The sequence below is a fragment of the Streptomyces sp. NPDC001816 genome (assembly GCF_042892235.1).
Classification (GTDB): domain Bacteria; phylum Actinomycetota; class Actinomycetes; order Streptomycetales; family Streptomycetaceae; genus Streptomyces.
Genome location: NZ_JBIATY010000002.1, coordinates 866,631 through 881,182, shown reverse-complemented (window position 1 = coordinate 881,182; position 14,552 = coordinate 866,631). Strand labels below are relative to the sequence as shown.

At 71.5% G+C, this 14,552-nt stretch carries 11 protein-coding genes and 4 pseudogenes; 9 read left to right on the top strand and 6 right to left on the bottom strand.

Annotation, left to right across the window (positions count from 1 at the left end; translation table 11 throughout):
- The first annotated feature begins 10 nt into the window (after positions 1-10).
- Positions 11-2,023 carry a caspase domain-containing protein gene (locus tag ACFYZZ_RS09895; RefSeq protein WP_389173353.1) on the top strand — a complete coding sequence of 671 codons (2,013 nt, stop codon included), beginning with the start codon at positions 11-13 and terminating at the stop codon, positions 2,021-2,023.
- Between the two features lie 34 nt (positions 2,024-2,057).
- Here ACFYZZ_RS09895 and ACFYZZ_RS09890 read toward each other — a convergent pair whose 3' ends face one another.
- The 4 genes from ACFYZZ_RS09890 to ACFYZZ_RS09875 form a co-directional block, all read right to left on the bottom strand.
- Positions 2,058-2,711 carry an RES family NAD+ phosphorylase gene (locus tag ACFYZZ_RS09890; RefSeq protein ID WP_389173352.1) on the bottom strand — a complete coding sequence of 218 codons (654 nt, stop codon included), beginning with the start codon at positions 2,709-2,711 and terminating at the stop codon, positions 2,058-2,060.
- 2 nt (positions 2,712-2,713) lie between these two features.
- Positions 2,714-3,382 carry a hypothetical protein gene (locus ACFYZZ_RS09885; RefSeq protein WP_389173350.1) on the bottom strand — a complete coding sequence of 223 codons (669 nt, stop codon included), beginning with the start codon at positions 3,380-3,382 and terminating at the stop codon, positions 2,714-2,716.
- Positions 3,383-3,585: 203 nt separating this feature from the next.
- Positions 3,586-3,879 (bottom strand): hypothetical protein, encoded by a 294-nt coding sequence (locus tag ACFYZZ_RS09880; protein ID WP_386577265.1) that lies wholly within the window; start codon positions 3,877-3,879, stop codon positions 3,586-3,588.
- A 48-nt stretch (positions 3,880-3,927) separates the two neighbouring features.
- Positions 3,928-4,422, bottom strand: coding sequence for an HPP family protein (locus tag ACFYZZ_RS09875; RefSeq protein WP_389173348.1), 495 nt, complete (start codon positions 4,420-4,422; stop codon positions 3,928-3,930).
- 308 nt (positions 4,423-4,730) lie between these two features.
- Here ACFYZZ_RS09875 and ACFYZZ_RS09870 point away from each other — a divergent pair.
- The 4 genes and pseudogenes from ACFYZZ_RS09870 to ACFYZZ_RS09855 all read left to right on the top strand — a co-directional run.
- Positions 4,731-5,239, top strand: a pseudogene (locus tag ACFYZZ_RS09870) (heavy metal translocating P-type ATPase); the annotation flags it as partial.
- A gap of 271 nt (positions 5,240-5,510) precedes the next feature.
- Positions 5,511-6,431 carry an SGNH/GDSL hydrolase family protein gene (locus ACFYZZ_RS09865; protein ID WP_389173346.1) on the top strand — a complete coding sequence of 307 codons (921 nt, stop codon included), beginning with the start codon at positions 5,511-5,513 and terminating at the stop codon, positions 6,429-6,431.
- Between the two features lie 61 nt (positions 6,432-6,492).
- A pseudogene (locus ACFYZZ_RS09860) lies at positions 6,493-6,747 on the top strand (acetate--CoA ligase family protein); the annotation flags it as partial.
- Between the two features lie 69 nt (positions 6,748-6,816).
- Positions 6,817-7,329: a DUF2231 domain-containing protein gene (locus tag ACFYZZ_RS09855; protein ID WP_389173345.1), complete on the top strand. Its 513-nt coding sequence runs from the start codon at positions 6,817-6,819 to the stop codon at positions 7,327-7,329.
- A gap of 215 nt (positions 7,330-7,544) precedes the next feature.
- On the opposite strand, the gene ACFYZZ_RS09850 is transcribed toward ACFYZZ_RS09855, so the two are convergent.
- Positions 7,545-8,339: a hypothetical protein gene (locus ACFYZZ_RS09850; RefSeq protein WP_389173343.1), complete on the bottom strand. Its 795-nt coding sequence runs from the start codon at positions 8,337-8,339 to the stop codon at positions 7,545-7,547.
- A 481-nt stretch (positions 8,340-8,820) separates the two neighbouring features.
- On the opposite strand from ACFYZZ_RS09850, the pseudogene ACFYZZ_RS09845 reads away from it, so the two are divergent.
- From ACFYZZ_RS09845 to ACFYZZ_RS09830, 4 genes and pseudogenes are all read left to right on the top strand, one after another.
- Positions 8,821-9,279 (top strand): annotated as a pseudogene (locus tag ACFYZZ_RS09845) (cyclic nucleotide-binding domain-containing protein).
- Between the two features lie 26 nt (positions 9,280-9,305).
- Positions 9,306-9,956 carry a CBS domain-containing protein gene (locus tag ACFYZZ_RS09840; RefSeq protein ID WP_389173341.1) on the top strand — a complete coding sequence of 217 codons (651 nt, stop codon included), beginning with the start codon at positions 9,306-9,308 and terminating at the stop codon, positions 9,954-9,956.
- 166 nt (positions 9,957-10,122) lie between these two features.
- On the top strand, positions 10,123-12,810 hold the full coding sequence (gene ppdK, locus ACFYZZ_RS09835) for a pyruvate, phosphate dikinase (protein ID WP_389173339.1): 2,688 nt from the start codon (positions 10,123-10,125) through the stop codon (positions 12,808-12,810).
- Positions 12,811-12,850: 40 nt separating this feature from the next.
- Positions 12,851-13,302: pseudogene (locus ACFYZZ_RS09830) on the top strand (pyridoxamine 5'-phosphate oxidase family protein).
- A gap of 142 nt (positions 13,303-13,444) precedes the next feature.
- Here ACFYZZ_RS09830 and ACFYZZ_RS09825 read toward each other — a convergent pair.
- Positions 13,445-14,515: a zinc-dependent alcohol dehydrogenase family protein gene (locus tag ACFYZZ_RS09825; protein WP_389173337.1), complete on the bottom strand. Its 1,071-nt coding sequence runs from the start codon at positions 14,513-14,515 to the stop codon at positions 13,445-13,447.
- Positions 14,516-14,552: the final 37 nt, after the last annotated feature.

Genomic DNA, 14,552 nt, shown 5'->3' with positions numbered 1-14,552 from the left:
GACTTCCTCCATGGGGACTGTGTACGCGCTGTTCGCGGGGATCGACGACTACCCGGTTCCACAGCGGAAGTTGAGGGGCGCCGTCAACGACGTCGAAGCGGCCGCGCGGCTGCTCGCCGGTCTGGGGGGCGGCGCCTTCGAGCCCCTTTTCCTGAGGAACGACGAGGCGACGACCGATGCCGTCGTGGCCGCCATCCGCGACCATCTCGGGGCCGCCGGGCGCGGCGACACGGCGCTCTTCTGGTTCTCCGGGCACGGCACCGACTACGAGGCCGTCCTGCCCCTGCACCGGCGGACCGAGGCCACCGGCCGCTACCAGGCGCTGGTCTGCGTCGACAGTCCACGGGAGGGCGGCCGCCCGCTCGTCGACAAGGAGCTGGGCTCGCTGCTGGACGCGGTCGCCGCGCAGGGCGCGCATGTCGCCGCCGTCCTCGACTGCTGCTTCTCGGGCGGAGCCACCCGCCGGCCCGCTGCGGCGGACCTGACCACCCGCTATGCGCCGCCCGCCGCTTGGTGGGGCGAGGCCCGGGGGGAACGGCGGCTGACCGAGGGCTCCGGCGCGCCGCCCGGCCGCCACGTGCTGCTCGCCGCCAGCCGGCTCAACCAGTTGTCCCACGAGAGGGACTTCGACGAAGTGCCGTACGGGGTGTTCACCCACGCCCTGCTGGAGGCACTGCGGGCGGCGGGACCGGGCGCGACCTACCGCGACCTGCTGGCCGCCGCCCACTGCCGGGTCCAGACCGAGCGCGCCGACCAGCACCCGGTCCTGTTCCCGCCGGAGCCCGGAGGCATCGCCGACCAGCCCTTCCTCGGCGGGGCGGTGACCCGTAGCCTCGCCCCCCACCTGCTGCGGAACGGCCCGCACGGCTGGGAGATCGACTGCGGCCGCGTCCACGGGCTGCTCGGTGACGGCCCGGGTGTCACCGAGTTCACCGTCACCGCGCCCGGTGCCGCATCCCGCGTCGTACGAGCCCGGACCGTCCACGCCGACCGCACCGAGGTCGAACCCAGAGGGTGGGAGCCGGATCGCCGGCGGGTCTATCCGGTGGCGCTGTCGGCGCTCGCACTGCCGCCCACCTGTGTTCGCGTCGAGACACCGGACGGTTCCACCGCAGCCCGCCGAGCTGCCGAGCTGGTACGGGAGGCCATCGCCTCGGCGGGCCCTGACGGCGGACCGACACCGCTGCTGCGGCTGGTCGACGGCCAGGGCTCCGCCCCCGGCCACCTGCTGCGCGTCGTCGTGTCCCCGGAGCACTGCACCGGCGGCCTCGGGGCCGACGTCCTGCGGCGCGACGGCTCGGCCGCCGTGCCGCCGCTACGGCTCGACCGGCCGGAGGAGGCCCGGCGGGTCGCCGACTGCCTGCACCATCTGACGCGCTGGCACCAGCTGCTCACCCTGGACAACCCGTCCTCACCGCTGAGGGATCTGGTCCGCGTCGAGATCCTCCCCTGGACGTACGACGGGCCCTGGAGCTCCGACGGACCGAGCCCCATCCTCCCGGACGGCAGCGGCGAGGTCGTCTGCAGCTACCGCCACTCGCCCTCCGGCCGTCCGCAGGAGCCCTGGCTGTCCATCCGCCTCCACAACCGCTCGGCGACCCGGACGCTGTGGTGCGTTCTGCTGAATCTCACCGACAGCTACGCCGGCCACACGGACCTGTACCCGGGCCACTTCATCGGGCCCGGCCATTCGGGCTTCGCGCTGAACGACCGGCCGGTGGCGATGTCCGTCCCGGCGCGGCGCGCACGCCCCGGGGCGGAGGTGCGGGACTGGCTGAAACTCATCGTGGCCGAGGGCGAGTTGAACACCGTCCCCTTCCATCTGCCGGCCTGGGACCCCGACAGCCCCGACGACCGCGGCGCCCGGCGGGCCGGCGCGGACGGGATGCTGCGTCTCACTCCGCCCGGCCACGGCGACCGCGACATGGGGGAGGCCCGTTCGCAGGGGAGGCCGGGCCAGTGGACGACACGGACGATCCCGGTGCGCACGGTCATCCCGGCCGACCGCCCCGCCCACGGCTGACCGGCGCGCCGGGCGATTCGGTCCCGGATGCCGCTCAGGGCGCCACGCGCGCGTGATACGGCGCGAGCACGGAGTTCAGCCAGTCCTCGCCCTCCGGGGTGCCGAAGTCGACGGCCGGCTCGGCGGACTCGGCCACCGTGTCCGTCGCGCACCGGTCGGCGAACAGGATCACGGCCCGGTCGGCGGGTTCCCGCTTGGACGGCCAGACGAAACCCTGCGCCCACGGCTCGGTCCGGTCGCGGATCCAGTGCCCCCAGTTCCGCGTCCACGGATACTCGGCGGCCTCCGCCTGCACCAGCCAGGAGTCCTGCCCCACCGCCGCGAGGTCGGCGCCGGACATCAGCGACACCACCGTGACGTCGGCTGCCAGCCTGAGGAACGTGAAGCGTTTACGGACGACGCCCGCGCGCGGCAGTACACGGGGCCCGCCGTCCGGAGCGAACGGCACCGATCGCAGCAGCGACTCGCACACGGCCGCCGTGGGCTCGAGCCCCGCGTACAGGTAGGCGTAGGGCCGGTGCTCCGTCGCGTCGAAGCGCCCGCCGCCGTAGAGCCGGTCGGCCGGGGCCGGGTTGAACGCGGTTCCGGCACGGGACGAGAGGTGCACCCGGAACAGTGCGGTGCCCGCGGGGAGCGTCACCTTCGTGGGCGTGCGGGGAAGTGCGGCCGGCGGAGGCACGTTCGGCACCGTTACTCCCCCTCCAGCAGCGAGTGGGCCGCGCCGACCAGTTCCTCGTCCCGGGCCGTACCCAGCAGCGACGCGGGCGCGGTGCGCAGCCAGGCGTTGTCCGACAGCCACCAGTCGGCCGCCCCCCACGGGTCCCGGCCCGCGTCGAGGATCGCGTTCACCTCCAGCACCACCCGCCACGGCAGCGCGTCCTCGCGGAACTGGAAGCCCGGCAGCAACCCGCGCCCCCCGGCGCCGGGCAGCCGGATCAGGCCCGGGGCCAGGGGATCGCCGCCCCGGCTCCGTACGTCCGCGTCGTCCAGCGCCGGCTGCGCGAGCAGGCGCGTGCGGACGGGTCCGAGCACGGGACCCACCATGGGGCTGCCGTCGATCAGGAGCACGGCGAGGTCGTCGGCGCGGAACCCGTGGACGGTGATCTCCCCGGCGGTTCCGGTGTAACGGGCGTCGTCCCCGGCACCCAGCCGCCGGGCTTCCTCCGGCGGAAGGCAGTCGAGGACAAGCCGTGCGGCGGCTTCGGCGTGGCCGCGCTGCTCGCCTCCAGCGTCTGCCGCGCGCAGCGCCTCCAGGGCCGAGGCCAACCGCTCCCGGGACTCTCCCGACAGGCAGGTCAGATACGGCCCCAGCCGTTCCCACGCTGCCGCCACCGCGGCCAGCACCTGTAACGGATTCACCTGCTGCCCCTCCCCGGCTTCACCTGCTGCCCTCCCCCGGCTTCACGGGCGCGACCACGGGCATGCTGCGCGCCGAGGTCGACCGTACCGCCGTCCGAGCCGTCGCACAGGTCAATGCCCGGGTGATGCAGGGGCGTTGTCCGGAACAGAAGGTCTACGCCCGCCGTCTCCCGACGAAGGACCGAGCCAGGTCCGTCGCCGTCTCAGGTTGTTTCCCTGATGCGCCCTTGTTCAAGGGTGACTCCGCCGCCTGCTCTGACGGCCGCGACCACGGCCTGGTGCAGATTCCGGCTCTCCTGCTCCGAATGGCAGGGCACCGGGCTTCCTGTCAGGGTGAACCATTCGGAGGTGCCGGTGTACTGGACGGTCACGTCGGCTTCGTTGCCGTCCCAGGTGGTGTGGACGGTCAGATCGCCGTTCACGACCCCCGCCTCGTCGGTACATGCGCCGCCCCGGCCGGTGAACACCCCGGGGGTGGTCCATGATGCCCAGACCATGACGTCAGCCTTCCTCTCTGGTTCCAGCGACCGGGCCACTCGTCTCTCCTACGGAATGACGATCCCGTGCTCCCTCACTGCGCGACGAGGTGGCAGCCCGGGCAGGGTCGCCCGTGCGGGGCCCTTGCTGACAGGCTTGGCTCGGCCGTGCAGACCTGCGGCCGAGGCCACGTAGTCCCGGGCCGTGAGCAGCCCGGTCAGTCGTCCGTGCGCGTCGGTGACCGGTAGCGCGTCCATGTCCTCCTCCGCCATCACAGTCGCCGCGTGGAGCGTCGATTCCTCCGGATGGACCGTGACCGTGCGGCGCCCGTGCACAAGGTCGCGGACCTTCCTGAGGGACAGTGTCACCGCGGGGTCCGCGCACGCGACGGCCAGCTCGGCGCGGTCCAGCACACCGGCGCAGCTGCCGTCCTGGCGAACCACCGGCAGGTGGCGCTGCCCGGACCGCTCGACCACCTCCCAGGCCATCAGAACGGTCTCGTCCTCACTGATCGAGTATGGCGCCTCACCCATCAGGGCGCCCACGGAGAGCCTCTCGTCCACGGCTGCCTCCTCCCAGAGCGGTCAGGCGACGGTGGTACGAAGTGTGTGTTCCTCACGGTATGTGTTCCTCAAGCTCGCCCGGCCCGCGGAGCACGTCATGGGCCGGTGAGGCCAATGCGAGGGGCCGATGGACCCTCGTCGACCGGAGGGCGACACCTGAGGGCGACGACAGAGGCGCACGGGCGCGAACAGCATCCGTACGGCCCTGGCGGAAGATCCGTTCGTCCCCTGCCACGGGCCCACGGAGCCGAGGCGTGATGGACGGGGACCGGATCGCGGGCAACGACGCCGAACAGACGGAGGTGGGCATGAACCGCTCCGCCTTCGCCGCCCGGCTGCGCTCTCTGACCAGGGCGGTCGCCTCGCCACGGCTGGAGCCGACCCTCCTGGTCATCACGGCGGCGGCCCTGACCGCAGGGGGTGCCGCCTGGCTCGCCGGTGACGAGGCTCTGGCCGACCTCATGTGGGTCTGGGCACCGTGTCCGCGGTGGCACCGGCGGTGGGCTGGGTGCTCGCCGCTCTCCGTCACGGCCGTGCGGGGGTCGACCTGATCGCGGTTCTCACTCTCGGTGGCACCCTTGCCGTCCACGAGTACCTGGCCGGTGCGCTCATCGCGCTGATGCTCGCGACCGGCCGCACGCTGGAGGCGGCAGCCCAGCGGCGGGCCTCGCACGATCTGCGTGCGCTGCTGGAGCGTGCGCCCCGCTCGGCGCGTCGCCGGACGGCCTACGGAGTCGCCACGGTTCCGCCGGCCGCAGTCGCCGTAGGTGACCCGCTTGTCGTGGGTCCGGGCGAGGTCGTCCCGGTGGACGGGCGGCACACGGCGTCCCATCTCAGACCTTGCCCTCCGCTGCAGCATCCCTCCGAGTCCGCTGGGACAGTGGCCGAGTCCTCAGGTCTTCTCATGGACGCGCTCGAACACGCCCGCCGCTGGCTGTGTCGGTGAGTACGGATGCCGCTTCGAGACGACTTCGGATGTCGCCAATGAATCCTGCGTGTCAGCGCCTCTGGAAGCGGTACATCCATGATAGCTACGCAATGTAGTCAAATAGTCGCTTTGTGCTACTACAAGTAAGGGTGGAGCCTTCGTGAGAGTTTCGGCACCCAAGTGCATCATCCCCATTGCGCTGGCTCTCCCCATTGCGCTGGGTACATCTCCCGCGCAGGCCGACCCGTCGGTGTATGGAGGGCAGGGCAAAACACGGTATGCCGCGCTCGGCGACTCGTTCGCATCCGGTGTGGGTGCCGGCGACTACATCCCGGCCAGCGGCGACTGCTTCCGCAGCCCTCGTGCGTACGGCCCCCTCTGGGCTGCGGCCCACCACCCGAAGACGTTCCAGTTCATCGCATGCAGCGGGGCGACCACGACCGATGTCCAGAAAGACCAGGTGCCTGAAATCTCACCGGCGACCACGCTGCTGACTCTCACTGTCGGGGGAAACGACCTGGGATTCTCCCAGGGTGTCGCGGCATGCGTGCTGCCCACCAGTACTGATGCGACCTGCAACGCTGCGCTCGACGAATCGGAATACATCCTGCAACACGAGCTGCCGGGAAACCTGCAGCGCACGTACCAGGACATCGCCGCAGCCGCCCCCAAAGCAAGGGTCGTACTGGCGGGCTACCCTCACTTGCTCGAAGCAGGAACAAGCGCGTGCCCGTACGGGACTCCTGCACGCCGGATCCGGATCAACGCCCTGACAGACCAGTTGGACAGCCTCATCCGGAAGACCGGCAAGGAACAAGGGTTCAGATTCGCTGATGTGCGCCGCTCCTTCGCCGGCCACGGCGTGTGCGCGCCCGCGGGAGTCCCGCAATGGATCAACGCGATCGTATCGCCGAGCTTTGCTTCCTTTCACCCGACTGCGGTGGGCCAACGTTGCGGTTACCTCCCACCCGTCAGCGCCGTCATCGGCGTGTCATCTGGTTCGTCTCTCGTTAACGGCACCCCATGCCGGTCAGTGCCGCGGAGTGGCTTCGCGCAGGCTCCACACCGGACGGGGGTGTGACGGCTTCGCGTAGCCACTGGGCTTTGCGAGCACGGTAGGCGGCGTGACGGCACGCGGCCTCGACGTGCACGACCTGCTCACCTCGCCCCGGTGCTCCCCGCTGCTGTTCGGCTACGCCGCCAGCCCCGCCGCCGACCTCGGCGCCCTGGAACAGCTGCTGCATCGGCTCTCCCGTATGGCCTCCGACCTGCCCGAACTCGCGGAAGCCGACCTCCACCCGGTCCTGGCCGGGCAGCGCGGCGTCACGACGCTCGACGTCCGCGTCCGGCTCGTACCGCGCCACCCCCACCACCCCTGTCTGCGCAGGCTGCGCTGACGGGGCCTGAGAGGTAACTGAGAGGTTGCTGTGCCAGGCTGACGCGCCCCACCCCTCAGGAGCGCCTCGATGAATCTGGTCAACGGTCTGCCCACCCACGTCCTGCTGGTCCATGTGGTCGTCGTGTTGATACCCCTGACCGCGCTGGCCCTGGTCACAGCCGCGCTGTGGCCGCGCGCCGCCCGGCGGTTGGGTCCGCTGCTGCCGCTGCTGGCTCTGATCGCTCTGATCAGTGTGCCGCTGACCACCCACGCCGGCGAGTGGCTCGAACGACACGTGGACGACGACGCGCTGGTACGCCGCCACGCCGAGCTGGGCGACGGGCTGCTGCCCTGGGCCTTGGGCCTGTTCGCGTTGGCAGCGGTCGTCTGGTGGGCGGGGCGGCGCGCTCCTGCGGAGCCCGGGCAGAGCGACGGCAGGCGCTGGTCCGCCCTCCCGGTACGCATCGTCGTAGGCGTGCTCTCGCTCGCCGTTGCTGCGGGGGCGGTCGTGGACGTCTACCGGATCGGCGACTCCGGCGCGAAGGCCGCCTGGCACGACGCCTACTCGAAGACGGCGACGGGCGAGAAGGGCGGCTCCTGATCCTGCCCGGGCCGCTCGTCCCGGCCCGCCCCGCGTTGGGGAGGGCCTTTGCGGCCGGGTCCTGGTGCGTCTTCGTTCATGCGTCTTCGTTCATGCGTCTTCGTTCAGCGGACGAGTACATGCTCCGCGCGGCACCCGCCCCGCGTCAGCGTGTGCCGAGAAGTGCGGCAGGTCGGCGACGGTGGCCCGGACGGGGACGTACTCGCCGAACATCTTCAGCACTCGGGCTCCGTCGACGAGGTCACGGGCACGGGAGCCCTGCGCGGCGATGCCGACCACGACAATCGCGTTGCGTGGATCGGGCAGCAGTCGGCGCAGGTGTGCAGGACGCGTCCGCCGGTGACCATTCCGGAGGCGGAGACGATGATGGCCGGGCCGCCGGACCGGCTGAGTTCGACGGACTCCTGGACGGACCGTACGGCGAGAAACGGCTCGGGGCTGAGCGCGGCCATGCCTTCCGCGGTGATCTCGGGGCGGAGTTGCGGGGTCCCGGCTGAGGACTGCGTCCCGGTAGACGTCCAGGGCAGCCAGTGCCATCTGGCGCTCGAGTAGACGGGGACATCGGCCGGGAGTCGGCCCGCGCGGCCCAACTCGGCGAGTTCGTGCAGGACGACCTCGGTGCGGTCGAGGGCGAAGGCCGGGATGACGACGGTGCCGCCCCGGGCCAGCGTCCGGTTCAGTACGCCGACGAAGCGAGCTCGCCCGGCCTCCTGCTCGTGTTCCCGGTTGCCGTACGTGGACTCCATGAGCAGCACGTCCGCGCCGGAGAACGGTTCCGGCGGCAGGAGCAGCGGGTGAGGCGTGCCCAGGCCGAACCGTGGATGTGGCCGGCGGAGTGGAGGGTGAGCTGGGTGCCGGCTGCGAGATCGGTCCATGAGGCGGGCGGTGAAGTAGGTGGTCACCACCGGGCCCCGGAAGCCCTGGCGGACCAGACGCGGAGGGTAGCCGCAGTGGTCCAGGTGGGCGTGGGTGATCACGACGGCCTCGATGTCCTCGGCGGCACACGGCATGCCACGCCAGTTGCGCCGACGCAGGTCGGCGAGGCCCTGGAAGAGGCCGCAGTTGCCGCGGGCCGTTGCCCGCGCAGTGGCCGGGCCGCGGGCCCGGGAGTCGCGGTGGTCATGGTCTCGACTCCTCGCGTATGTCGCCGGTTTGGGGTCGAACGGCCCTGGTGGAACGGCGGTTCCCGTGGTGTGCTGGTGGTGGCGGGAAGGACCCTTTGGAGACGCGGGGAAGCGGCCGGCAGCCGCGCACCGCGCAATCCGGATCCGCGAGAAGTGGGTGGCCCTTCCCGTCCAGTCATGCCGCGGCCTGGTCGGTGGATCCGCGAGCAGCGGCGATCCATCCCCCAGAGCGGATGCTTCCAGCCTGCGTGGCGACGGATACCGGGGCCCATGGGCCGAAGGGCCCTGGTCGGATCCGAGCGGCCCGTGGCGGCGGGGCACGGATGCGCCCACGCTGGAAGCAGAGACCATGAAGGGAGCCGGTGCGATGACCTCCGCCACGACCATGACCACGGCCCTTGAGCCCGAGCACCGTGAACGGCTGATGCGCCTCGCCCGCGAGGTCTCCTTCGAGCCCGGGACCCACCTGTTCGAGGAGGGCCGGCACGCCGACCGCTTCTGGATCGTCCGTACCGGGACCGTCGCCCTGGACCTGCGTGTGCCCGGCCGCCGTCCCGCCGTCATCGAGTCACTCGGGCACGGCGAACTGGTCGGCTGGTCCTGGCACTTCCCGCCGTACATCTGGCACCTGGGCGCGAAAGCGACCAGCCCGGTGCGGGCCTAGGAGTTCGACGCCGAGACGGTCCGGGAGATGTGCGCCGCCGATCCCGAGTTCGGGCGGGCGATCGCGGTCTGGATCGGACGGGTGGTGGCCCAGCGGCTGCACGCCTCCCGGGTCCGGCTGCTCGACCTCTACGCCCCCTACGGCAGCGGTGGCCTGACGTGACCGCCCGGTCCCGCGAGGAGGACAGCATGCACAGCAGCCCGCATCGAGTGAGTGACGTGATGACGCATGCCGTCGTCGCCGTGGGCCGCGAGGCTCTGTTCAAGGAGATCGTCGAGCGCATGGACCAGTGGAAGGTCAGTGCCCTTCCCGTGCTGGAGGGCGACGGCCGGGTGATCGGGGTCGTGTCCGAGGCCGACCTGCTGCCCAAGGAGGAGTTCCGGGACAGCGATCCGGACCGCGTCACCCAGCTGCGTCGGCTGTCCGACATGGCCAAGGCCGGCGGCGTCCGGGCCGAGGAGCTGATGAGCGCCCCGGCCGTCACCGTCCACGCCGACGCCACGCTCGCCGAAGCAGCCCGCATCATGGCCCTGCGCAACGTCAAGCGGCTTCCCGTGGTGAACGCGGAAGGCCTGCTCGAAGGCGTTGTCAGCCGCAGCGACCTGCTCAAGGTGTTCCTGCGCCCGGACAACGACCTCGCCGACGACATCCGGCGCGACGTGGTCGACGTCCTCTTCCCGGATCCGGTCGAGCCCGTGCACATCATGGTCACCGAGGGCGTCGCCACGCTGACCGGACGAGTGCCGGACGCCAGCCGGATTCCTCTCGCCGTGCGTCTCGTGCGAGGCGTCGAGGGCGTGGTGGGCGTGGACTGCCGGCTCACCGCGGCCGACGAGTAGTGGTCTGCGGGGCGGTTTCTCTGTCAGTGGCGGGGGCTCTGCCGGGCAGTCCTGCGGGTGAGGGGGCCGATCGGCCCACCCCAGGGGTCTGAGAGCACCTCGCTCAGCAGCCCGGTCCCGTCCGACCCTGGAGACGTACGAGACCGCAGAGCCGAGGAGAGGCGTCATGGTCCGCTACGTCTACGACTTCCAGGACGGCGGCCGCGACCTGGCCGGCCTGCTCGGCGGCAAGGGCGCGAACCTCGCCGAGATGGCCCGGCTGGGTCTGCCGGTGCCGCCGGGGTTCATCGTCACCACGGAGGCCTGCCGCGCCTTCCTGGCCACCGGCGAGGAGCCGGAGGGCATGTCGGCGGAGGTCTCCCGGCACCTTTCGGCACTGGAGACGGCCACCGGGCGGCTGCTCGGGCAGGCGGACGACCCGCTGCTGGTGTCCGTCCGCTCCGGGGCGCGTTTCTCCATGCCCGGCATGATGGAGACGGTCCTCGACATCGGCCTGAACGACGCCTCCGTGCTGGGCCTGGCCAAGGTGTCCGGCAGCGAGCGCTTCGCCTGGGATTCCTATCGCCGACTCGTCCAGATGTACGGCAGCACGGTGATGGGGGTCGATCCGGCCCTGTTCGACGAGGCCATGACCCTGCTCAAGGAGGCCCGCGAGGCCCCCGACGACCTCCGTCTCGACGCGAGCGACCTCGCCTGGCTGGTGGGGACGTACAAGAGCCTGATCCGGGACGAGACGGGCCACGACTTCCCGCAGTCCCCCGCTCAGCAGCTCCAACAGGCGGTCCTCGCCGTGTTCCGGTCCTGGAACGCCGAGCGTGCCCGTCTGTACCGGCGGCGCGAGCACATCCCGGACGACCTGGGGACCGCGGTCACCGTGCAGCGCATGGTGTTCGGCAACCTGGGCCCCGACTCCGGCAGCGGCGTCGCCTTCACCCGCGATCCGGCGACCGGTCGCCCCGGCCTGTACGGCGACTACCTGCCGCATGCGCAGGGTGAGGATGTCGTGTCGGGCGTGCGGGACGCCGTACCGCTTGCCGAGCTGGAACGGCTGGACCCGCGCTCGTACCGGCAACTGCGTGATCACGCCCAGACCTTGGAGCGCCACTACCGGGACCTGTGCGACATCGAGTTCACCATCGAGCGCGGCACCCTGTGGATGCTGCAGACCCGGGTGGGCAAGCGCACCGCTGAGGCCGCCTTCGCCATCGCCGCAGAGCTGGTCGAGGAGGGGTTGATCACCGCCGACGAGGCCCTGGCCCGGGTCGGCGGCGACGGGCTGGCCAGGCTGATGTTCCCCCGCTTCGACACCGCCGCGACCGGTGACGCGCTGGCCCATGGCGTACCGGCCTCGCCGGGTGCCGCGGTGGGCGCGGCCGTGTTCGACTCCGCGGAGGCCGTGCGCAGGGCCGCGGCCGGAGAACAGGTTGTGCTCGTGCGCGAGGAGACCACCCCCGACGACCTGCCCGGCATGGTCGCCGCGCAGGCGGTACTGACCGGGCGGGGCGGCAAGACCAGCCATGCGGCGGTGGTCGCCCGTGGCATGGGCAAGGTCTGTGTGTGTGGTGCGCAGGACATCACCGTCAACGCGGAGGCGCGCCGCTTCACCGCCCAGGCCGGCGCAGTCGTCGACGAGGGCACTGTCATCTCGGTAGACGGCTCGACGGGGGACGTGTACGCGGGTGCGATTGAGCTGGTCGCCTCCGCGACGATGCGCTATCTGGAGACCGGCGAGCACCTGGACACCACGGTGGCCGCCGTCGCCCGCGCCCTGGACCACGCCGATTCGGTGCGGCGCTTGGAGGTGCGGGCCAACGCCGACACCCCCGAGGACGCCGCCCGCGCCCGGCGGTTCGGGGCACAGGGCATCGGACTGTGCCGCACCGAGCACATGTTCCTCGGCGAGCGGCGCAAGTTGGTCGAACGGATGATCCTGGCCCGCACGGACGCCGGGCGCGATCATGCTCTAGCGGCTCTTCTCCCGCTCCAGCGGCGGGACTTCGCGGCCATCCTGGAGGCGATGGACGGCCTGCCAGTCACCATCCGGCTCCTGGATCCGCCGCTGCACGAGTTCCTGCCCGACCGCACGGACCTCGCCGTGCGGATCGCCGCCACCAAGGCCGGTGGCGGACAACCGGACGCACACGACGTGGAGTTGCTCGACGCCGTGAACCGGATGCACGAGGAGAACCCGATGCTCGGCCTGCGCGGCGTACGGCTCGGGCTGGTGGTACCGGGACTGGTGACGATGCAGGTGCGTGCGATCGCCGAGGCGGTCGTCGAGCGCACTCGCGCCGGCGGATCCCCGCGGGCGGAGATCATGGTGCCGCTCGTCGGCGCGGCAGAGGAACTCCGGCTCACCCGTGAGGACGTGAGGCGGGTAATGGCTGAGGTCAGCGCGGAGACCGGCATGCCCGTCCACTGCCCCGTCGGCACGATGATCGAGCTGCCCAGGGCCGCGCTCACGGCCGGCCGGATCGCCGGGGAGGCCGAGTTCTTCTCCTTCGGCACCAACGACCTCACCCAGACCACCTGGGGCTTCTCCCGCGACGACGTGGAAGCCGCGTTCTTCTCGGCCTACCTCGACAAGGGCGTGTTCACCGCCTCGCCGTTCGAGACGCTCGACCGTGAGGGTGTGGGCCGGCTGGTCCGGATCGCCGTCGAGGAGGGCCGTGCCGCCCGCCCGGACCTGCAGACCGGTGTCTGCGGAGAACACGGCGGCGACCCCGAGTCCATCCACTTCTTCCACACAGCTGGACTGGACTACGTCTCCTGCTCGCCGTTCCGGGTCCCGGTCGCCCGTCTGGAGGCGGGCCGGGCTGCCCTGCGGAGCACGGACTCGAGCGACACCAGGTGACGACGGCTTCCAGGTCGACACACGCGCGAAGAAGCCAGCCATGAACCGTCATGACCGCCCGGCACAGCGCATCGACCTCGATCGCGCCGAGGCACTGCGACTGCTCGGCACCATGTCCATGGGCAGGATCGTCTTCACCCGGCAGGCCCTGCCCACGGCCCGTCCGGTCAACCACGTCCTGGACTGCGGCGACATCGTCATACGCACCCATGAGGGATCGGCCCTCACCTCCCAGGCCCAACCGGCCGAAGACAACGGCGTCGTCGTCGCCTACGAGGCCGACGCCATCGACCCAGGCACACGTCTTGGCTGGAGTGTGGTGGTCACGGGCTATGCCCGGCCGGTGACAGACCCCGGCGAACTGGTGCGCATCGGGCGCTCTTGGAGCCCTGGGCAGCCGAGCCGGGCATGGACCATACGGTACGCATCCATCCCGACCTGATCACGGGGATCCTCCTCATCGCGCGGGGCGAGGCGCCGGAGGACGACTGATTCAGGGTCAGCAGCGTGCGGCACTCGCCGGGACGCAGCCCGGGTGAACTGCGGTGCGTGCCCGGCCCGCGCCGCCACCCGCCACCCGCCGCCGTGTCAGGGCGAGTTGCACCCGCCGGGCGGCGAGCCGGCCCTCTTCTCGTCAGGCCGCGGGCACGACCACTTCCGCGTGCTGCTCCCCGCCGAGCACCACCTTGAGCGCGCCGGTCTCGCCGGCCCTGGAGAAGATCTCGTACGCCTCCTCCATCTGCTCCAGCGGGAAGGTGTGGGTGACCAGCTGCCCGGTCGGCAGCCGACCGGCCGCGGCCATCCGAAGCAGCGTGGGGGTGGAGTAGGTGTCCACCAACCCGGTCGTGATCGTCACGTTCTTGATCCACAGGTCTTCGAGGTGCAGCGTGGCCGCCCTGCCGTGTACACCCACGTTGACCACGTGCCCGCCGGGGCGGACCATGCGGGTGCACAGCTCGAAGCTCTCCGGTACGCCGACCGCCTCGATGACCACGTCCGCGCCGATCCCGTCGGTCAGGTCGGCGACCAGCTGGGCGGGAGCCTCGTGGACGTCGGCCACGGCGTCGGCACCCAGCCGGTGGGCGGCCTCCAGCCGGGCCGGGGTCAGGTCCACGGCGATGATCCGCTGGGGCGAGAACAGCCGGGCCGTGGCGATCGCCGCGAGCCCGATGGGGCCGGCGCCGACGATGGCGACGGTGTCACCGGGGCGTACGTGCCCGTTCAGGACGCCGACCTCGTAGGAGGTCGGGAAGATGTCCGCGAGCAGTACGGCGTCCTCGCTGCGCAGCCCGCCGGGCAGCGGGTGGACGGACAGGTCGGCGAAGGGCACGCGTACGTACTCGGCCTGGGTGCCGTCGATCAGATGGCCGAGGATCCAGCCTCCGCCGCCCCGGCACTGGCCGTAGCTGCCGTCACGGCAGAAGCGGCACCGGCCGCAGGAGGTGATGCAGGACATGAGCACCCGGTCTCCGGGCCGGACGGTGCGTACGTCGCTGCCGACCTCGACGATCTCACCGACGGCTTCGTGCCCGAGCACCGTACCGGGGCGCACCTCGGGCACGTCGCCCTTGAGGATGTGCAGGTCCGTCCCGCAGATGGTCACGACACCGACCTTCACGATGGCGTCGGTGGGTTCCTTGACGGCCGGGTCCGGGACGTCCTGCCAGGAAGCCTGGCCGGGACCGTGGAAGACGAAGCCTTGCATGACGCTCCTCACCTTCGTCGGTCTGCCGCGGGACCCT

Coding starts and splice junctions, on each gene's coding strand:
- ACFYZZ_RS09895 (WP_389173353.1), top strand. CDS start 11: ATGGGGACTGTGTACGCGCTGTTCGCGGGGATCGACGACTACCCGGTT.
- ACFYZZ_RS09880 (WP_386577265.1), bottom strand. CDS start 3,879: ATGGTCTGGGCATCATGGACCACCCCCGGGGTGTTCACCGGCCGGGGC.
- ACFYZZ_RS09855 (WP_389173345.1), top strand. CDS start 6,817: ATGAATCTGGTCAACGGTCTGCCCACCCACGTCCTGCTGGTCCATGTG.
- ACFYZZ_RS09850 (WP_389173343.1), bottom strand. CDS start 8,339: ATGCCGTGTGCCGCCGAGGACATCGAGGCCGTCGTGATCACCCACGCC.
- ACFYZZ_RS09840 (WP_389173341.1), top strand. CDS start 9,306: ATGCACAGCAGCCCGCATCGAGTGAGTGACGTGATGACGCATGCCGTC.
- ppdK (WP_389173339.1), top strand. CDS start 10,123: ATGGTCCGCTACGTCTACGACTTCCAGGACGGCGGCCGCGACCTGGCC.
- ACFYZZ_RS09825 (WP_389173337.1), bottom strand. CDS start 14,515: ATGCAAGGCTTCGTCTTCCACGGTCCCGGCCAGGCTTCCTGGCAGGAC.